The sequence below is a fragment of the Rodentibacter myodis genome (genome assembly GCF_001999305.1).
Classification (GTDB): Bacteria; Pseudomonadota; Gammaproteobacteria; order Enterobacterales; family Pasteurellaceae; genus Rodentibacter; species Rodentibacter myodis.
In genome coordinates this window covers 60,110-80,793 of record NZ_MLHQ01000001.1, presented here as the reverse complement: position 1 = coordinate 80,793, position 20,684 = coordinate 60,110, and the positions used below count along the sequence as shown (strand labels likewise).

The following is a 20,684-nucleotide window of genomic DNA, read 5'->3' as shown; positions in this document are numbered from 1 at the left end:
ATGCAATAAATTATCACTTTTTAGTTTTCCATAATGCTTCACCATTTTTTATTGCCACAATGATTAATCCCTCCACTAGCGGCCCCCGTTTTTCAAAAAATGCGTTCCATCAATAGTTAATAAGAAAAAAGCACCATGAAGGTGCTTTTTTCTGACAATGTCGTTTTATCGAATAATAAATTCTGCAATGGTAACTCCCACCAAACAGGCGGTGATAACGCCGATTAAACCGGGAATCATAAAACTGTGGTTAAAGTAGTATTTCCCGATTTTGGTTGTACCGGTCACATCAAAGTTCACCGTGGCAATATCGGAAGGGTAATTTGGAATAAAGAAATAAGCGTAAGTTGCCGGCATTAAGCCGATTAATAAAGGTGCCGGCAAGCCTAAACCAATTCCCACCGGTACCATCATTACGGCAGTGGCTGCTTGGCTATTAATCACTACTGAAACGGCAAATAAGGCAAGGGCGAATGTCCAAGGATAGGATTCTACCATTGAGGTAACAGCGGCTTTAAATTCCGGCATTGCATATTGGAAGTAAGTATCACTCATCCACGCAATACCAAAAATCGCTAAACCTGCCACCATTCCGGATTTAAACACTACGCCATTTGGCACAATTTGCGGATTGACTTTACAGGCTAACAAAATGATCCCACCGAAACAAAGCATAACCATTTGAATCACGACACCCATTGAAATGGGTTTGGCTTCACCAATTGTGCGAATTTCAGGAATCATTGCCACAACAACAATAAATACCAAAGACAAAAGGAACAAATAAACAGAATATTTTGCTGCTTTTGGTAATTCGTCATCCAGTAAAGTGTTTGTCGTGTTGAGAATTCGCTCACGCCAAATGGGATCTTGCAAACGGCGTTGATATTCAGGATCTACCTCTAATTCTTTACCCCGTTTTAGGCTGTAAAGCGACATCATCAGTGTGCCTAATAAGGTGGCAGGCACGGTAACCGCCATAATTTGTAATAACGAAATATGCTCAAAACCCGGTAATTTTGCGATTGCACCGAGATAATAAACTAATACGGCAGAAACCGGGCTGGCGGTAAGGGCGAGTTGAGAGGCAATAGAGGCAACGGCCATTGGGCGTTCCGGACGGATTTTATTTTTTAACGCCACATCGCCAATAATCGGCATAATAGAATAAACGGCGTGTCCTGTGCCAAGCATTATTGTCATTGTGTAAGTGACTAAAGGGCCAAAGAAGGTGACCCGTTTTGGATTGTTCCGCAAAATACGTTCTGCAATTTGCAACATAAATTTAAGCCCACCGGCTGCCTCTAACACAGCGGCACAGGTTACCACGGCAAGGATGATTAAAATAACATCAACCGGTGGTTTACCTATTGGCATACGAAGTATAAATACTTCAATCGCCAAGCCAATACCAGATACTACGGCAAGCCCAATACCACCAAACCGGCTGCCCATATACAGCATCAGTAATAAGAACAAAAATTCTAAATAAAGCATAAAAATACCTCAAATAAAGTAAAAAAACGGCAAGATCATACTTCTTTTGAAGTATAACGCCAAGCGAAATCATATTTTGTTAAAAACGATAAAGTAAGAAGAGAGAGGGCAGAAAGAAAGTACGGTTATTTTAAGGCGTGTTTTTCGGGCAAAAATTAGGCGACTTAAAAAGTCGCCCAACTTGAAATTATTGATTGTTTTGCACGTAGTCAATCGCAGATTGAACAGTTGTGATTTTTTCAGCTTCTTCATCAGGAATTTCGATATCAAATTCTTCTTCTAAAGCCATTACTAATTCAACTGTGTCTAAAGAATCCGCACCTAAATCTTCAACGAAAGAAGCTTCAGATTTCACGTCTTCTTCTTTAACACCTAATTGTTCTACGATGATTTTTTTTACGCGTTCTTCAATACTCATTTGTTTTTCCTATGTTGTTTTAACTCATTTCTGAGCGGTTAGTGTATAAATTTCCGATAACCTTGCAACCGTTTCTTGAGTGGTCGCACCACGAAAGGACAAGCAGAAATAGATACAAAGAAAATAGTTACATACCTTTGCATACGCTCAAGACGTAACCAAATTATGTTGCGGCGCAGATTTTAACATTATCCAAAATCTTTGGCTATGATTTTATCGAGGAAAATCCACCACCTTAAATCGCCATTCCGTGGCGGAATTAGCTCATATATAAACCGCCATTTACGTGTAATGTTGTGCCGGTAATGTAAGCAGCATCATCTGAGGCGAGAAAGGCGACGGCTTTTGCAATATCTTTTGCTTCGCCTAAACGTCCTGCAGGTACGTTAGACAAAATGCCCGCTTTTTGTTCTTCTGTAAGTACTTCCGTCATATCCGTTGCAATAAAGCCCGGTGCAACAACATTCACCGTAATGCCACGTGCCGCCACTTCTTTTGCTAAGGATTTAGAAAAACCAATCACGCCGGCTTTTGCCGCACAATAGTTTGTTTGCCCCGGATTTCCCATTGAACCGACTACCGAACCAATATTGATAATACGACCAAAGCGTTTTTTCATCATTGAGCGTAGCATTGCTTTTGAAAGATGATAGATTGAACTTAAATTCGTTTGCATAATATCGAACCATTCTTCATCTTTCATTCGCATTAATAAATTATCACGGGTGATACCGGCATTGTTCACAAGAATATCAATATCGCCAAAATCATTTTTGATTTGCTCAAGCACTGCTTCAATTGAGGCTTTATCGGCAACATTTAGCACTAAGCCTTTGCCTTTCCCACCTAAATAGGCTGAAATTGATTCTGCCCCTTTTTCAGAGGTTGCCGTACCAATGACAAATGCCCCTTTCGATACCAATTCTTCTGCAATCGCACGTCCAATACCACGTGTTGCCCCGGTTACCAACGCAATTTTACCTTGCATTATTTCTCTCCTTTTATGCTAATAATTCTTCAATGACATTAAGTGATGCCACATCATTTACGGATGCAGCCTGTAAATCACCAACAATACGTTTGGTTAAACCGTTTAATACCTTGCCCGGACCAATTTCAACTAACACTTGCACGCCATCTTGTGCCATTTTTTCCACGCTTTCTGTCCAACGAACCGGACTATAAAGCTGACGAATAAGGGCATTACGAATTGCGCCACTTTCTGATTCGGCTTTAACATCGACATTATTAATCACGGCGCTTGATGGCGTGTTAAGCGTGATATTTTCCAATGTTACCGCTAATTCATCCGCGGCAGGTTTCATTAATGCACAATGAGAAGACACGCTTACCGCCAACGGTAAAGCACGTTTCGCGCCGGCTTCTTTACATAAAATAGCCGCACGCTCTACCGCAGCTTTGGCACCGGCGATAACAACCTGTCCCGGAGAATTAAAATTCACTGCCGATACCACTTCGCCTTGTTCTGCTTGCTTGCAGGCATTGATAATTGCTTCATTATCTAAACCGATAATCGCATACATTGCTCCCGTACCTTCCGGCACCGCTTGTTGCATTAATTTACCGCGTAATTCCACCAGTTTTATCGCATCTTGGAAATTTAATACACCGGCGCAAACTAATGCCGAATATTCACCCAAGCTATGTCCCGCCATCATTTCCGGTTTTAATTGTGGATATTTTTCCTGCCATACACGGTAAATCGCCACGGAAGCAGCTAAAAGTGCGGGTTGGGTTTGCCAAGTTTTATTAAGTTCTTCGGCAGGGCCTTGTTGAACCAAATTCCATAAATCGTATCCCAATACTTCAGAAGCCTGTTTGAAAGTTTCAGTTACCACAGGATATTCGGTAGCCAGTTCAGCAAGCATTCCGACCGTTTGAGATCCTTGTCCCGGAAAAACCATTGCGAATTTTTTCATTATATTTTCCTATTTTGTTTTACTAATGCACCATTAAGTGGTGTGCGTTTTTCTTTGTTTACTTTCTTTTACATAAATAAAAGAGAATAAACCGCCAGCGGCGAAAGTAAAATCCAACACCAAAAGTGCGGTCAAAATCAACCGCACTTTTTAAATACCGGCAGGATTTTAGCAAACTTATTAGAATCGTACTAACGCAGAACCCCACGTCCAACCACCGCCAAAGGCTTCCAACAAGAGCAACTGCCCGCGTTGGATACGACCATCTCTAACCGCTTCATCTAGAGCAACAGGGACGGTTGCCGCACTATTGTTGGCGTATTTATCTAAAGTGACGACCACTTGCGACATATCCATTTCCAATTTTTTTGCTGTTGCTGTGATAATACGCAAATTAGCTTGATGCGGTACAAGCCAATCTAAATCTTTTTTCTCAAGATTATTTGCTGCTAATGTTTCTTCCACCACATTTGAAAGCTCGCGCACCGCCAGTTTGAAAGTTTCATTACCTTGCATTTCAATATAACCGGATTTTTCACTACCACGTTCAGGCTGAGATAATACGAGAGTATTGTGCTTATCCGCAGAAGCGTGCAAATGCGTTGAGATAATCCCTTCTTGCTCGGTTGCTTCCAAAATTACCGCTCCCGCACCATCACCAAATAACACTACGGTGCTACGATCAGTTTCATCAAGTTTGCGGGAATTAAGATCCGAGCCGATCACTAAGGCTTTTTTCACCTTACCACTACGAATAAATTGATCCGCCACCCCTAATGCATAGACAAAACCGGTGCAAGCGGCGGCTAAATCGAAAGAAATAGCATCTTCAATTTCGAGCATTCCTTGTATTTGGCAGGCTGCACTTGGATAAGCGTAAGAATGACTGGTTGTCGCCACAAGAATAAGCTCAATTTCTTGAGGATTGATTTGAGCGGTTTCAATGGCTTTTTGAGCTGCTTCAAAGCCCATTGTTGCGACAGTTTCATCTGCTGTGGCGATACGGCGTTCACGGATGCCAGAGCGGGTGACTATCCACTCATCGGAGGTATCAACCATTTTTTCTAAATCAGCATTGGTACGGATATGACTTGGTAAATAACTACCGGTAGATAAAATTCTGCTATTCATAATCAAATAAGTTAAGTTATTAATAACGAGGGAGTCCCGCCAATATTTTTTTAGGGAGTTGATGGCGGGCCTGAAAAGCGGCATCGGCGATGGCGTGTGCAAAGGCATTAACATTGGCACTACCATGACTTTTCACTACCACGGCGGTTAAGCCGATAAGCGATGCGCCATTATATTCATCAGGATTAATGCGTTTCAAACGTTGATACGTTGCTTTAAAAAAATGACGCATAACCCAAGAAAAAATCGGCTTTAAGAAATATTGTTTTGATTGTCCTTTAAATAAAGACAACACATTTTTTGCCGCCCCTTCCAAAGTTTTAAGGGCAATATTACCGGAAAAACCATCGCTAACAATCACATCTGCTTTACCATTAAGTAGCGCATCGCCTTCGATGAAGCCAATATAATTAAGTGCGGTCGATTTTTCTAATAAATTTGCCGCATCACGGAGAGATTGACGACCTTTAATTTCTTCCACGCCAATATTCAGCAAACCAATTCGGGGATACACCAAATTTAAGCGATACTCGGCAAAAATTGCACCCATTATAGCAAATTGGTAAAGATTTTCCGCATTACATTCCACATTCGCACCAAGATCTAACATCACCGATTTTTCACCCTCAATGGTTGGAATAAGCGAAATAAGTGCAGGTCTGGCAATGCCTTTTAGCGGTTGCAATAAAATTTTAGACAATCCCATTAATGCACCGGTATTGCCTGCACTCACACAGCCTTGTGCAATGCCTTGTTGTACGGCTTCCAATGCTAAACGCATTGAGGTTCCCTTACTTTGCCGTAGGGCGTGAGAGATGCCTTGGTTGTTATTAATCACACCTGTGCAATGGTGAATTTGAATGCGATCTAAAAGATGAGTAGCGCAGTTTTTAAGAAAAGGGCTGATTTGTTGGCGGTCGCCGAATAAAATCAAAGAAAGCATCGGATCTTTTTCCAATGCTAGAAAGGAGGCTGGGATAGTAATACGGGGACCAATGTCCCCGCCCATCACATCTAACGCCAAGGTTAGACGATTCAAGTGAATACCTATAAGTAAAAATTACTTATTGATCACTTTACGACCACGGTAGTAACCGTCTGCAGTTACGTGGTGGCGTAAATGTGTTTCACCGCTTGCTTTATCCACTGATACTGCAGCAGTAGTTAATGCATCGTGTGAACGACGCATATCACGACGTGAACGAGATTTTTTGTTTTGTTGAACAGCCATTGGCTATACTCCTAAATTTAATTTACTTTTGCTTTAAATTAGCTAATACAGCGAACGGGTTCGGTTTTTTTGCCAATTCTTCAGGCAATTCGCCAAAAACCTGTTCCTGCGCGGACACTTCACAGTGTTCAGATGAATGCATTGGTACAAGCGGTAACGATAAAATTAATTCGTCTTCCACCGTACCAAGTAAATCTATTTCACCAAACTCATTAAATTCGATTGGCTCATAAATTTCGGGCAATACATCAGCCTGATCCCAATTAGCAACCGGACTGTAAACAAATTCACACTCCAATGTTTGCTTGAATGGTTCGCCACAACGCTGACATTCGAGTTCGACTTCAACTTGGGCTTTACCTTTCATCACCACTAATTTTTGTGGATCAATATAAAACGATAATGTTACCCGTGCATCGCTTAGCACATTTACCACTGATTCCGCTAAACGCTCAAGCTGGCTAATGGCATAGTAGCCAACGTAATCAAGCCGTCTTTGAGCATCTTTTACCGGATCAACGGTTAGGGGTAGTTTTACCTTTTGCATAGGACGTGAATATTACTCGTTGTAAAGAAAATAGTCAAAGGGAAATCACATTTATTATGCACTAATACATAATAAATTTTCGTTAGAAATTAACTTTTACAAGAGTTTCCTTTTTTCATTACTTTGCCAAAATCATTTTTTGTATCGGGTTTAAGCATATTATTCGGCGCACCTTTTTGTACCGGATAAATGGAGTCCATTTGCCATTGATTCCAACCGCCGTCATACACCACGGTATTTTGCCAACCGGCAAGTTGGGTCATAAACCAAGACACACCGGCACGCCAGCCCGTGCCACAATAAAAAGCTAATTTATCGCCTTTCTCAATACCTTGTGTTTTCCATAATGCAAAAATTTCATTTGGGTTACGCAATGTGCCATCGGGATCATAATAATCCGCCATATTAGACGAATCCGTTCCGGCAAAGCCCCAAATTGCCCCTTTCGGTTCACCTTTTCCCGGAATGTAATCATAGCCACTCACTTTGCCGATATATTCATCCCACGCCCGATTACTAATAAGTTTCATTCCTTGCTGTTGTGCGGCAATCATTTCTTTTGGCGTTTCAATATCAATTTGTGGATTTGCCGGAATGCTCACACCAAAACGGTTTTCAGGTGAAGGTATATTCACCGTGGTTTCGGTTGGTAAATCTTCATCCATCCAAGTGGAAAGATTACCATTTAACACACGAACATCTTTCACGCCCGCCCATTTTAATGCCCAGAAAACCCGGTAAGCCGCCAGTTGATTATCGGAATACAAAATAATGGTTTTATCGGCGGTAATTCCATTTTTTAATAAATGTTGTTCTATCACATCCGGCGCAGATAAATTCCAAATCGGGCCGTTTTCAATCCAATCCGTATCAAAATGATAAGCGCCAACAATATGTTGAACATAACCTTGCGCTTTTTCTAACGGCCCCCAAGACACTTCAAAAATCGCAAATTTATCATTCTCGTAAGTTTCAGGTTTTTCTCCTTTCAATACGGCATTAATCCATTGTGGTGAAACGCTATATTGGAAATTCGGGAAAAATTCTAACGGATAATCCGCATTGGCATAACTCACAAAATCGTTAAAAATACGGGTTTTATAACCTTTTGCGGCAAAATCGGCACTAATACAGGCAAGATTATCCGGATTGGAATCATAAAATACCAAGGTTTTGTCTTTTGTAATGCCCTTACCTGCGGCAAAAGATTCAAATTTATCCGGCGCAATCGCATCCAACCAAGCACAGGAAAATTGTATTGCCCCCGGAATGTGTCCGCCTCGGGTCGCATTGTGATCTTTAAAACCGTTATAAAGACTGTCTTGACGTGAATCAATAATCACATAATTCGGATTGTTTAAATTATCCAACAATTCCTTCGTTTCAATCACTTTTACCGATTGATCATCACAAGCCGTAAGGGACATTAATACGCCCAAGCCAACTAAAGTGCGGTTAAATTTCATCATCTTTTTTCCTTTTATCTTTTCACAATCCATTTATTGCCAAGCCAAAATCCAATTAAAATACACCCTGTGGCAATCCAGCCCTGCCAAGAAAAATAAGCCGTTGCAACCAATGTATTGGTCACCGAGCAACCGCCGGCAAACGCTGCCCCTAATCCCATCACAATACCGCCTAAAATTCGGCGTAATGCTTCTTTCGGGGCAGGCATTCTTAAGCAAAAATCACCACTGATTTTCGCCATTAAAAAAGCCCCAAGAGGAATGCCTAGCACAAAGAAACTACCCCAGTTTAAATAACGCTGTTGTCCAATGACTAAATATTGCACAACATTGGCGGAAGGCACGGCAATGCCATAACCGTAATGACGCCCGGTTTGCGCACTCAAATACCACGCGACTACACCAAGTAAACTAATTAACAATCCACCCCAATAAGGGTGCCAAGGTTGTTTAAAAGTGCGGTCAAAAAAAGAAAGATTTTTACTTTGTGATAGATTGTCGCGCCGAAGCAATAAAACGAATGTAGATAGCACTAAAGCCGCCACCAACCACCAAGGTGAAATAGACAAGGTTAAGTAAATGTTATCCCATTCTGTCGTTTGCTGTGTCCAACGGTTTACAAATTGGTGAAGACTTCCTGTTTGTGTCGCCGCCATTGTGATGGCAAAGGCAACTAAGGCAAGCAGGCTACCCAACGCCCCTTCTGCCGAACGAAACCAAGCACCACTTCCACAGCAATTACTCAGCACCATACCAATACCAAACAATAATCCGCCCGCCACCGTTGCGACAATCGGCAACGTTGTATTCGGAATGTTGATGAGTTCTAATTCGGCAAGCCCAAATAAACCGATAGATTGCACCGTCACGGCAAGCAAAAGTGCGGTTAAAAATCGGGTATTTTTTTCAAATAACAAACGGCGAAAGCCTGAGACAAAACAGAATTGTGTTCGTTGAAGGAGGATGCCAAAAGCCATCCCGATAAGAAGTCCCGTAAACATTGATTAAACCTTAATACTGATGTTTAGAAAGCGTGGATGATAGCAAATAAAAAGGCGGCTGAAAACAACCGCACTTTACTGAAGAATCATCAATCAAATTATTCCAAGCGTTTCGCCACTTCTAACCAATCGGCTTTAAATTCGCGGCGCATATTATTGATCGCATCAATAATATCGTGGTGAACAAGTTGTTCGTTTTGAATTCCTACGCAGTATCCCCCTTTTCCTTGAAGAAGAAGATCCACCGCATAAACGCCCATACGTGAAGCCAAAATACGGTCAAAGGCACAAGGCGTACCGCCACGTTGAATATGCCCTAATACGGTTGCACGGGTTTCGTGTCCTACGCGTGCTTCAATTTCTTTGGCAAGGGAATGAACATCGGTAATCAATTCGGTAATTGCAACAATGGCGTGACGTTTTCCACGAATAATGCTACGTTCAATTTGTTGGATTAACTCTTCACGGTTAAATTCCATTTCAGACGCCACAATATATTCACAACCACCTGCAATACCGGCTGAGATGGTTAAATCGCTACAATGACGACCCATAATTTCAACAATCGAAATACGTTGGTGTGAACTGGACGTATCACGCAAACGGTCGATCGCATCCACCGCAGTTTGTAACGCAGTTTGATAACCAATGGTGTAGTCTGTACCAGCCACATCGTTATCAATCGTTCCCGGAATACCAACACAAGGGAAACCGTGTTCTTCCGTTAAAAGTTTCGCCCCCATATAAGAACCGTCACCACCAATTACCACAAGGGCATCAATGCCGTGAGAACGTAAAATTTCCGCACATTTCGCCCGTACCGCCGGATCTTTAAATTCCGGGAAACGTGCCGAGCCTAAAAACGTACCGCCACGGTTAATAATATCGGATACGCTATAACGATTGAGTTGTTTGATATTGTTGTTATATAACCCTTGATAACCATCAAAGATACCAAACACTTCCAAGCCTTCGGCAAGGGCTGCGCGTACTACACCACGGATTGCGGCGTTCATACCCGGTGCATCACCACCACTTGTTAATACTGCAATTTTTTTAATCATATACAACCTACTTTGTATTAAATTTAAGAAATAAGAAACGTTGCTAAGGTTACACCATTCATATCTGCCACTCTAGAAAAAATTTGAGAAATTCATTCACCTTTTGATCTAGGTAAAATTTTATTCTCGATTTTGGCAATGCCATTGCCACGGCATCTTCTCTAATGCTTTCATTTCTTTGGTAATCAAATATTTTTGCAAATGTTGCAACACTTTTTCCTCGCTCAAATGACGGCTATTTTTCACTTTTTGCGAATACTGAAACTGCACAAAACCACATTGTGGCATTTCTTTTCCCGTCATCACATCCACTTGCCACAAAGGGTCGGTTTGTGAAGGGGCATACACCACATAACCGATCAACCCCTCATCTTTTTTACCTTGAGTATCCTTCACCGGGCTTAATTTAAAGGTTTTCACCTCAGTATTACGATAGACCCGCTCACGCAAAATAATACGATCTTTGATAGAACGATGTTGTGCATTGCGATCAAACAAAACCTCAATTTGCGACGTCCAATTCGTTAAAGTATCGGGTTTGCTCAAATAAACATAACGTGCCACCGTGCCTAAATCCTGCCCATTTGCCAAGCGATAGGTTTTATTTTGGTGTTTAATTTGTTCCGGCACATCAAGCTGTGTAGGCTTGGCGGCACAGGCAGAAAGGAAAAGTGCGGTCAAAATAACAAAAATTTTATTCATTATGATCTCGTTTAAATACCAATTCTTTTGAGGAAGAAGAAACACTGTCAAACCAATAGCCGCCAAGGTCAAAGTCCTTTAGTTGCTCCACTTGGGTTAAACGGTTTTGGATGATATAGCGGCACATTAAACCACGGGCTTTTTTCGCATAAAAGCTGACCACTTTATATGTACCATTTTTATTATCCAAAAAAATCGGCTTCACAATTTGAGCATTCAATTTGCTTTCTTTGACGGATTTATAATATTCATCGGAAGCAAGATTGATCAACACCTTATCACCTTGCTTATCCAAGGCTTGCTGCACCGATTGTGTAATTACATCACCCCAAAACGCATAAAGATCTTTGCCTTTGGTATTTGCCAATTTTGTTCCCATTTCCAAGCGGTATGGCTGCATCAAATCAAGGGGTTGCAACAAACCATACAAACCGGAAAGCATACGAAGATGGGATTGTGCATAATGAATATCTTCGTCCGATAATGAATCCACATCCAAACCGGTATAAACATCGCCTTTAAACGCAAAAATCGCCGGACGTGAATTTTGTTCATTATGATCCGTTGTCCACTCGGCAAAACGGGCGGCATTTAAACCGGCCAGTTTATCGCTAATCGACATTAAAGAGGCAATCTCTTGCGGAGAAAGACGGCGGCAAAGATCAATTAATTGCTCGCTATAATCCGTTAAGTGCGGTTGAAAAACAGGAAATTTTCTGACCGCACTTTCAAAATCCAAGGTTTTGGCGGGGGAAATAATCGCTAACATAGCTTCTCCTAAAAAATGAAGGCGTCATTTTAGCACAATTCTACACACGTTTATAAAGCCCGTTTTCACACAAAATCAAATCCTGTAATTCCAAATCCAAAAGTTGAACCAACAACACATCAACGGATAAACCAAATTCCTGTGCCAAATCATCAATGCTCACCGGCGTATAGCCTATTCGGGCGTAAAGTTTTGGATGACTTGGCGATTCAACCACACGGCGGGGATTCGGCGGCGGAGTGTAATTTTCAACCGCAATTTGATCAAAATCGATTTCTGTTTGGCTATGAATTGAATGTTGATACAGGGTATCCAAAATATCCTTCACATTTTCCACCAACATCGCCCCTTGCTTGATCAAGTGATTACAGCCTCGGCTAAATTCACTTTGAATATTGCCCGGCACGGCAAAAATTTCCCGATTTTGTTCTAAAGCATAACGTGCCGTGATCAGCGAACCGCTTTTTTCCGTGGCTTCAACCACCAATGTCCCCACCGAAAGCCCACTAATAATCCGATTACGGCGGGGAAAATTTGCCGCAATCGGGGGCTGATGAGGTAAAAATTCTGAAACCAACGCCCCATTGTGCGATAAAATTTCATCCGCCAAAAAATGATGTTTGGTCGGATAAATATTCTCAATGCCACTGCCTAACACCGCAATCGTCTGCCCTTTTATCTCCACCACCGATTTATGGCAATAACCGTCAATGCCCAATGCCAACCCACTGGTAATGGTGAATCCTGCAAGGGATAATTCCGTGGCAAAATATTTCGCCCAATATTCGCCGTAAAGGGAACAATGCCGACTACCTACAATTGCCATTTGCCGTTGTGAAATCGCCGTTATATTTCCTTTTACAAACAAAAGCGGCGGAAAACTCGCAATTTGCTTCAATAAAAAAGGATAAAAAGGGGAAAAATAATTCACTAAATGATTGCCCTCTTTTTCCGCCCATTCCAATACGGGATCAATAAATTTTCTCTCCGGCTTAAACCAACGGCGAATCTGAATCCCCGTCCAACCGAGTTGCGATAACATCCCTTTGTCATAATTCAACAATTCTTCCAACGTAATGTTCGCCAAAATCCTCTCAATCGCCACGCCCCCAATCCTTGGCACTTGCATTAAACGAAGTAGTGTTTCATTAATGTTATCCATTTCTTTTCCTCCCTCTTTCAAAAAATATCCGATTATGAAACAAATCAAAAAATACACGAGTTTTTCACCGCACTTTTGCGATCGATTTCCCAGAAATAAAGAAAAATGAATTATTTTTCACAAGATTGGAATCATAGAGGAAAAAAGGGACGAAATTTGATTTTCTAGTGCAATATGCTAAGAATGAAAAATTTAGAAGAAAAATCCACTATTTATTGTTTAAATACAGCTTAAATTCAGGCATAAAACACTAAAAAAGCATTTGACAGCCTTTTATTTATTCGTAAGATAGCAAACGTTTTACACAAGATTTTCATAGGATTTTTTATGTTTTTTTCCGTTTCTTTATCACTCAATCTGCTGCTCACACATTCTTTGTGCGGCTAGGTTGTGGATAAGAAATTGTTATATGTAAATCTCCTCATTGTTAACCCGCACGCCATAAAGCTGCGGGTTTTTTTGTAAAAAAATGCAGAAAATTGACCGCACTTTCGGCACTATTTAAAAGGACATTTTTAAAGGACATCGTTATGACAGATCGCGTAATTATTTTTGACACCACCTTGCGTGACGGCGAACAGGCATTGAAAGCCAGTTTGACGGTAAAAGAAAAATTGCAAATTGCTTTGGCGTTAGAACGCTTGGGCGTGGATGTGATGGAAGTGGGCTTTCCGGTGTCTTCTCAAGGGGATTTTGAGTCTGTTCAAACCATTGCCCACCATATTAAAAATTCACGGGTTGCCGCCTTATCCCGTGCGGTCGATAAAGATATTGATGCGGCTTATGAAGCCTTAAAATTGGCGGAAGCCTTCCGTATCCATACTTTCATTGCCAGCTCCGCATTACACGTTGAAGCTAAATTAAAACGTTCTTTTGATGATGTGGTGGAAATGGCGGTCGCCGCAGTAAAACGCGCGCGTAACTACACCGATGATGTGGAATTTTCTTGCGAAGATGCAGGGCGTACCGGTATTGATAATATTTGTCGTATTGTGGAAGCGGCAATCAATGCCGGCGCAACGACGGTGAATATTCCCGACACGGTGGGTTATTGCTTGCCAACGGAATACGGCAACATTATCGCCCAAGTAAGAAACCGTGTGCCGAATATCGACAAAGCCGTTATTTCTGTGCATTGCCATAATGATTTAGGAATGGCGACCGCAAATTCCTTAACTGCGGTGCAAAATGGCGCACGTCAAATTGAATGTACCATTAACGGTATTGGTGAACGTGCCGGCAATACGGCATTAGAAGAAGTGGTGATGGCAATTAAAACCCGCCAAGAGTTGTTTGGTGTGGATACCCGTATCAATACGCAAGAAATTCACCGTGTCAGCCAAATGGTGAGCCAACTTTGCAATATGCCGATTCAACCGAACAAAGCCATTGTGGGATCTAATGCTTTCGCACATTCTTCCGGTATTCACCAAGACGGTATGTTGAAAAACAAAAATACCTACGAAATTATGTCGCCGGAAAGCATTGGCTTGAAAAAAGAAAAATTAAACTTAACCGCCCGTTCCGGTCGTGCAGCGGTGAAAGGTCATATGACGGATATGGGCTACACCGAGCAAGACTACGATTTGGATAAATTGTACGATGCCTTCTTGAAATTGGCGGATAAAAAAGGTCAGGTATTTGATTATGACTTGGAAGCCTTGGCGTTTATTGATATGCAACAAGGCGATGAAGATCGTTTAGTGTTGGATAAATTATCCGCTCATTCCACCAAAGAATATCCGGCAACCGCATTCGTGCAATTAAAATTAGACGGCGAAAAATTAAGCACCTCTTCTATCGGTGGTAATGGGCCGGTTGATGCGGTTTACAATGCGATTTTGAACTTAACCGGTCTTGACATCAAAATGTCCCATTATAACTTAACCGCCAAAGGCGAAGGCGCGGAAGCATTGGGGCAAGTAGATATTGTGGTTGAACACGAAGGCCGCAAATTCCACGGTGTGGGCTTGGCAACGGATATTGTGGAATCTTCTGCGTTGGCGTTAGTTCACGCTATTAATGCGATTTATCGTGCGCATAAAGTGGCGGATATTAAGAATCATAAACATCATTAACTTTCGTTTCGGATTTCGCCCGAAAGGGCGACCTTCTTTCTTTTGCTTGCCCAAAAGAAAGAAGGCAAAGAAAAAGGCTCCCGGCTTTTCCTTGTTTCCTTTGTTCCATTGAATTTGCTTAACGGAAATTTTCTGAACTCGCCACTATGTGGCTCAAACAGACGAAAATTTCCTACAAATTCAATTCCACAAAGGCGGAAAAGAAGGGAACCCGATAAAGTGCGGTTAAAATTTTAGATATTCTTATATCTTAAAAATATTGTTAAAACTAACCGCACTTTTCAAATAATGTGCCGATTAATTCGGGGTCCCATATAAATTGCCTTTGCGACTTTCAATTTTTAGGCAATTTTCGTCTGTTTGAGCCGTTTACGGCGAGTTGAGAAAATTGCCGTCAAGAAAATTGAAACCAAGCAAAGATTAGCAATTTAACTGGGGTGTGTTTCTTTTGCCTACTTTGCTTTGCACAAGCAAAGAAAAGTAGGTCGCCCATTGGGCGAAACCCCAACAAACAAAAATAGTTACTTTTCTTTGGCGAAGCAAAGAAAAGTAATTCGTAAACAAAATAGGAAAAATAAAAATGAAATCATACAACATCGCAGTCCTCCCCGGTGATGGTATCGGGCCGGAAGTGATGGCAGAAGCCATCAAAGTATTAAATAAAGTCCAAGAAAAATTCGGCTTTAAATTAAATTTTAATGAATTTTATGTGGGTGGCGCAGCGATTGATCACTGCGGCACGCCTCTACCAGCCGAGACATTAAAAGGTTGCGAAGAAGCAGATGCGATTTTGTTCGGTTCGGTCGGTGGCCCTAAGTGGACAAATCTTCCGCCCGATCAACAACCTGAACGTGGTGCCTTATTGCCATTACGTAAACATTTCAAATTATTCTGCAATTTACGTCCGGCAACCCTTTACAAAGGCTTGGAAAAATTCTGTCCATTACGTGCGGATATTGCCGCGAAAGGTTTTGATATGGTGGTGGTGCGTGAACTCACCGGCGGTATCTATTTTGGTCAACCAAAAGGCCGTGAGGGCGAAGGGTCGCAAACCAAAGCATTTGATACGGAAGTCTATTACAAATACGAAATCGAACGTATCGCCCGCGCGGCATTTGATGCCGCAATGAAACGCCGTAAACACGTTACTTCCGTGGATAAAGCCAATGTGTTACAAAGCTCAATCTTGTGGCGTGAAACCGTGGCAGAAATCGCCAAAGAATATCCTGAGGTCAGCGTTGAAAATATGTATATCGACAACGCTACAATGCAATTAATCAAAGCCCCTGAAAGTTTTGATGTATTGCTTTGTTCTAACATTTTCGGCGATATTATTTCCGATGAAGCGGCAATGATCACCGGTTCAATGGGAATGTTGCCTTCGGCAAGTTTAAATGAAGAAGGCTTTGGCTTATATGAGCCAGCGGGCGGTTCTGCCCCTGATATTGCCGGCAAAGGCATTGCAAACCCTATCGCCCAAATTCTTTCTGCGGCAATGATGTTACGTTACAGCTTCAATTTAAACGAAGCCGCCGATGCTATTGAAAATGCCGTACAAAATGTGCTTTCGGCAGGTCATCGCACCGGTGATTTGGCGGATAATTCCACCCCGATTTCCACAGCGGAAATGGGAACATTTATTGCAAACGAAATTTAAACGAAATCTGCTTTTCTTGATTTATAAGAAAGCAACATTTTTCAAAGTGCGGTTAAAAACACCCTCAATTTTGACCGCACTTTTCCCTAACGATTGAGAAAAACATTATGGCAAAAACACTTTACGAAAAATTATTCGATTCCCATATCGTGTATGAAGCAGAAGGCGAAACGCCGATTTTATACATTAACCGTCATTTGATTCACGAAGTTACCAGTCCACAAGCCTTTGACGGTTTGCGTGTTGCCGGTCGTCAAGTCCGTCAGGTTGGCAAAACTTTCGGCACAATGGATCACAGCATTTCCACCCAAGTGCGTGATGTAAATAAATTGGAAGGTCAGGCGAAAATCCAAGTATTGGAACTTGAGAAAAACACCCGCTCCACCGGTATTCAATTATTTGATATGAACACCAAACAGCAAGGTATCGTTCACGTGATGGGGCCGGAACAAGGTTTAACCCTGCCGGGTATGACAATCGTTTGTGGTGACTCACACACCGCAACCCACGGGGCATTTGGAGCATTGGCGTTCGGTATCGGCACATCCGAAGTGGAACACGTTTTAGCCACCCAAACTTTAAAACAAGCCCGTGCTAAAAGTATGAAAATTGAAGTGCGTGGCAAAGTCGCGGCGGGGATCACGGCAAAAGATATTATTCTTGCCATTATCGGCAAAACCACTATGGCAGGTGGCACGGGTCACGTAGTGGAATTTTGTGGCGAAGCCATTCGCGATCTTTCAATGGAAGGGCGGATGACTGTATGTAATATGGCAATCGAAATGGGGGCAAAAGCAGGCTTAATTGCACCGGATGAAACCACCTTTGCTTACTTAAAAGATCGCCCTTATGCGCCAAAAGGGAAAGATTGGGATGAAGCGGTTGAATATTGGAAAACCTTAAAATCCGATGATGATGCACAATTTGATACGGTGGTAACACTGGAAGCAAAAGATATCGCCCCACAAGTTACTTGGGGAACCAACCCCGGACAGGTGATCGCCATTACCCAAAAAGTGCCGAATCCGGCTGAAATGACTGATCCTGTACAACGTGCTTCGGCGGAAAAAGCCTTGCAATATATCGGGCTGGAACCGGGTACCGATTTAACGGAAATTCCTGTTGATCAAGTATTTATCGGTTCTTGCACCAATTCACGAATTGAAGATTTGCGTGCGGCGGCGGCGGTGATGAAAGGTCGCAAAAAAGCCGATAACGTCAAACGTATTTTGGTTGTGCCGGGTTCCGGTTTGGTGAAAGAACAGGCAGAAAAAGAAGGCTTGGATAAAATCTTTATTGCCGCCGGTGCACAATGGCGTAATCCGGGCTGTTCAATGTGCTTGGGAATGAACGATGACCGTCTTGGTGAATGGGAACGCTGTGCTTCCACTTCCAACCGTAATTTTGAAGGCCGTCAAGGACGTAACGGACGCACGCATTTAGTCAGCCCGGCAATGGCAGCCGCCGCGGCAATGTACGGTAAATTCGTTGATATTCGTGATGTAACATTAAATTAAGGAGCGAAAAATGGCAGGATTTAAACAACTTTCAGGCTTAGTAGTGCCATTGGATGCCGCCAATGTGGACACCGATGCCATCATTCCAAAGCAATTTTTACAAGCCATTACCCGCGTGGGATTTGGTAAACATCTGTTTCACGAATGGCGTTATTTAGATGCGGAAGGCACACAACCGAATCCGGAATTTGTACTGAATTTTCCACAATATCAAGGCGCAACCATTTTATTGGCACGCAAAAATTTGGGTTGCGGTTCTTCCCGTGAACACGCCCCTTGGGCATTAGCCGATTATGGTTTTAAAGTGATGATCGCCCCAAGTTTTGCGGATATTTTCTACAACAACAGTCTAAACAACCATATGTTGCCAATTCGATTGAACGAAGAAGAAGTGGAAGAAATTTTCCAATGGGTGTGGGCAAATGAGGGAAAAACAATTCACGTAGATTTAGAAGCAACGACCGTCACCGTAGGTGACAAAATCTATCGTTTTGAACTGGATGAATTCCGCCGCCACTGCTTGTTAGAAGGCTTGGATAATATCGGCTTAACCCTTCAACACGAAGACAAAATTGCCGAATTTGAGAAAAATATTCCGGCTTTCTTACGTTAATTTTTTAAATTGCCTATAAAGTGCGGTCAAAAATCCCCTATTTTTTGACCGCACTTTCTTTCATCATATTGCCATTTGACACGCCCCTGCCTTCCTCCTATTATCTTTCGCGCTATTTTATTGTCATATTTCAAGGAACAACGCAATGATTGCTTATGCCTTTCTCTCTTTATTTACGATTGCGGCGGTGATTTTTATCATTAATTCCCATTACCGCTGGACTTATTTTTTCGCCATTTCCCTGTTTATTTTTTTCTTTGGTGGAATGCTCGCTTTCACGGGGCAATGGCAACGGGCGTTAAACTTCACCTCTGTGCTTTTTGTTGCCTTAATGCTGTTCCATCGTTTAAAAATTCATTATTACAAACAGCCCCTGCTTATTTCAGATTTTTTCCTCGTGGTGGATTGGCGAAACTGGGAAACGCTAATGCACTATAAAGGCGCATTAGGCGGCGTAGTGGGGTTGCTTGCTTTACTGGGGTACGCCATTTTAGGTTGGTCGGATGTTGAATCCCTTGGTATTTGGGGGCATTTACTTGGCACGGTACTTTTTATCGGGAGCTTTGCTTTAATGTGGCATTATTCTAAAAATCCAAATGCCTTACAGGTTTGGCTTGACTCCTTGCCTGATGATGGGCGTGATGTGTTCTTAAACCTGCCAATGTCTTGCCGCGGCATTTTCTTTAAAGTACCGCAGTTTCAAGGCAATGCGGAAAATTTTCGTGCAAAATTGACCGCTCTTTCATCTGAAGAAAAAACATTGATGCCACAAAACAAACCGGATATAGTAGTAGCGTTATTGGAATCCACACTTAATCCCCATCAGTTTGCTTTTACGCAACAAAATATCCCTCCTTTGCCAATGTTTGAACGCCAAGCCGACACCGCATTTATTTCACCATTGCGGGTGCATACTTTTGCCGGTGCAACGTGGAAATCCGAATTTGCCTTTCTTGCCGGCGTGCCTTCCACCGATTTTGGTGCATTAGCCAGTGGCGTGTTTTATTCCGTGGTGCCACATTTGCAATCGGGACTCATCAAAAACCTACGTTCTCAAGGCTACTTTTGCGTGGCGCTTTCCCCTTTTACCAAAGGCAATTACAACGCCAAATCCGCCTACGATCATTTCGGTTTTGATTTAATGCTGCAGCCACAAGATTTAGGCTACCCCGCCCCATTAAGTAAAAATTTGTGGACGATCAGCAGTGAAGAAATGATGACTTACACAAAAATGATTTTAGAAAAACGCCATCCGGCACTCGAAAATATCAATCAACCGATGTTTGTATATGTATTAACAATGCGTGAACACGGGCCTTATCGCCTTGATATGGAAAATGACTACAATCTGGAAATGCCGAATCTTGGAGAAAAAAGCATTGCAGCCTTGAATGATTATACCCAACGGATTGTGGCACTTAATGATGCCATTGAAGGAATAAATAATTACTTACACCAACGGAATAAACCCTTCGTATTCGGTTATTTTGGCGATCACCAAGTGGCATTTGATAACACCATTCCGGCGAAAAAAGGGGATTTTCCTTCCCCTGATTACATTACGCAATTTGTTGTCAGAAGTAACTGCGCCACTCAATTTAAACAAGAACAGAATTTCTTGGATCTCGCCTTTGCCGGTGGGGTACTATTGGATATTGCAGGCTTGCCACCGCAAGATGATTTTATGAAAGCCAACCAAACGATGTGTCAATTAAGTGATGGGAAATTAGAAGATAGTGCCGATCCGCAATTTGTGAACGATTACCGCACTTATCTTTATCAAACCTTAAAAATTGCGCAATAAAAATGCAAATTGCTTGTAAAATTTTATCGGATTTTTATCCAAAATTGACTACAATAAAACACGAGTTTATTCAAAATAAGGAGATGA

General features: G+C 42.0%; 19 protein-coding genes. 5 read left to right on the top strand and 14 right to left on the bottom strand.

Translation table 11 applies throughout. The features are described from left to right. Positions 1-165: 165 nt before the first annotated feature. The 14 genes from BKL49_RS00355 to dprA all read right to left on the bottom strand — a co-directional run bounded on the left by BKL49_RS00355 (position 166) and on the right by dprA (position 12,928). On the bottom strand, positions 166-1,497 hold the full coding sequence (locus BKL49_RS00355; protein WP_077422662.1) for an anaerobic C4-dicarboxylate transporter: 1,332 nt from the start codon (positions 1,495-1,497) through the stop codon (positions 166-168). 187 nt (positions 1,498-1,684) lie between these two features. Then, positions 1,685-1,915, bottom strand: a complete 231-nt coding sequence (gene acpP, locus BKL49_RS00350) for an acyl carrier protein (protein WP_005627318.1) — start codon at positions 1,913-1,915, stop codon at positions 1,685-1,687. 259 nt (positions 1,916-2,174) lie between these two features. After that, complete coding sequence (fabG, locus tag BKL49_RS00345; protein ID WP_077422661.1) at positions 2,175-2,903, bottom strand: 3-oxoacyl-ACP reductase FabG; 729 nt, start codon at positions 2,901-2,903, stop codon at positions 2,175-2,177. Positions 2,904-2,916: 13 nt separating this feature from the next. Beyond that, positions 2,917-3,855, bottom strand: coding sequence for an ACP S-malonyltransferase (fabD, locus tag BKL49_RS00340; protein WP_077422660.1), 939 nt, complete (start codon positions 3,853-3,855; stop codon positions 2,917-2,919). Between the two features lie 180 nt (positions 3,856-4,035). After that, complete coding sequence (locus BKL49_RS00335) at positions 4,036-4,986, bottom strand: beta-ketoacyl-ACP synthase III (protein WP_077422659.1); 951 nt, start codon at positions 4,984-4,986, stop codon at positions 4,036-4,038. A 19-nt stretch (positions 4,987-5,005) separates the two neighbouring features. Continuing rightward, on the bottom strand, positions 5,006-6,025 hold the full coding sequence (gene plsX / locus BKL49_RS00330) for a phosphate acyltransferase PlsX (RefSeq protein ID WP_077422658.1): 1,020 nt from the start codon (positions 6,023-6,025) through the stop codon (positions 5,006-5,008). Between the two features lie 21 nt (positions 6,026-6,046). Beyond that, on the bottom strand, positions 6,047-6,217 hold the full coding sequence (rpmF, locus tag BKL49_RS00325) for a 50S ribosomal protein L32 (protein WP_005544470.1): 171 nt from the start codon (positions 6,215-6,217) through the stop codon (positions 6,047-6,049). Between the two features lie 22 nt (positions 6,218-6,239). Beyond that, positions 6,240-6,764: a 23S rRNA accumulation protein YceD gene (gene yceD, locus BKL49_RS00320; protein WP_077422657.1), complete on the bottom strand. Its 525-nt coding sequence runs from the start codon at positions 6,762-6,764 to the stop codon at positions 6,240-6,242. An 89-nt stretch (positions 6,765-6,853) separates the two neighbouring features. Next, positions 6,854-8,230, bottom strand: a complete 1,377-nt coding sequence (locus BKL49_RS00315; RefSeq protein WP_077422766.1) for a rhodanese-like domain-containing protein — start codon at positions 8,228-8,230, stop codon at positions 6,854-6,856. Positions 8,231-8,244: 14 nt separating this feature from the next. Beyond that, positions 8,245-9,231, bottom strand: coding sequence for a YeeE/YedE family protein (locus BKL49_RS00310; protein WP_077422656.1), 987 nt, complete (start codon positions 9,229-9,231; stop codon positions 8,245-8,247). A 98-nt stretch (positions 9,232-9,329) separates the two neighbouring features. After that, positions 9,330-10,295 (bottom strand): 6-phosphofructokinase, encoded by a 966-nt coding sequence (pfkA, locus tag BKL49_RS00305; RefSeq protein ID WP_077422655.1) that lies wholly within the window; start codon positions 10,293-10,295, stop codon positions 9,330-9,332. 120 nt (positions 10,296-10,415) lie between these two features. Beyond that, entirely contained in the window at positions 10,416-10,997 is a 582-nt protein-coding gene (locus BKL49_RS00300) for a hypothetical protein (RefSeq protein ID WP_077422654.1), read from the bottom strand. After that, positions 10,990-11,766: a peroxide stress protein YaaA gene (yaaA, locus tag BKL49_RS00295; protein WP_077422653.1), complete on the bottom strand. Its 777-nt coding sequence runs from the start codon at positions 11,764-11,766 to the stop codon at positions 10,990-10,992. Before yaaA ends, BKL49_RS00300 begins: the two co-directional genes overlap by 8 nt. A gap of 40 nt (positions 11,767-11,806) precedes the next feature. Next, positions 11,807-12,928, bottom strand: coding sequence for a DNA-processing protein DprA (gene dprA / locus BKL49_RS00290; RefSeq protein ID WP_077422652.1), 1,122 nt, complete (start codon positions 12,926-12,928; stop codon positions 11,807-11,809). Positions 12,929-13,458: 530 nt separating this feature from the next. Between dprA and leuA the strand changes: the two genes are divergently transcribed. The 5 genes from leuA (at position 13,459) to BKL49_RS00260 (ending at position 20,597) form a co-directional block, all read left to right on the top strand. Beyond that, on the top strand, positions 13,459-15,006 hold the full coding sequence (leuA, locus tag BKL49_RS00285) for a 2-isopropylmalate synthase (RefSeq protein ID WP_077422651.1): 1,548 nt from the start codon (positions 13,459-13,461) through the stop codon (positions 15,004-15,006). Positions 15,007-15,586: 580 nt separating this feature from the next. Further along, complete coding sequence (gene leuB / locus BKL49_RS00275; RefSeq protein WP_077422650.1) at positions 15,587-16,663, top strand: 3-isopropylmalate dehydrogenase; 1,077 nt, start codon at positions 15,587-15,589, stop codon at positions 16,661-16,663. Positions 16,664-16,770: 107 nt separating this feature from the next. Then, a complete protein-coding gene (gene leuC / locus BKL49_RS00270) occupies positions 16,771-18,180 on the top strand; it encodes a 3-isopropylmalate dehydratase large subunit (RefSeq protein WP_077422649.1) in 1,410 nt (469 codons plus the stop codon). Positions 18,181-18,190: 10 nt separating this feature from the next. Then, the gene (gene leuD, locus BKL49_RS00265) at positions 18,191-18,793 is read left to right on the top strand and encodes a 3-isopropylmalate dehydratase small subunit (protein WP_077422648.1); all 603 of its coding nucleotides are present in this window, start codon (positions 18,191-18,193) and stop codon (positions 18,791-18,793) included. A gap of 145 nt (positions 18,794-18,938) precedes the next feature. Further along, a complete protein-coding gene (locus tag BKL49_RS00260) occupies positions 18,939-20,597 on the top strand; it encodes an LTA synthase family protein (protein ID WP_077422647.1) in 1,659 nt (552 codons plus the stop codon). Positions 20,598-20,684 lie beyond the last annotated feature (87 nt).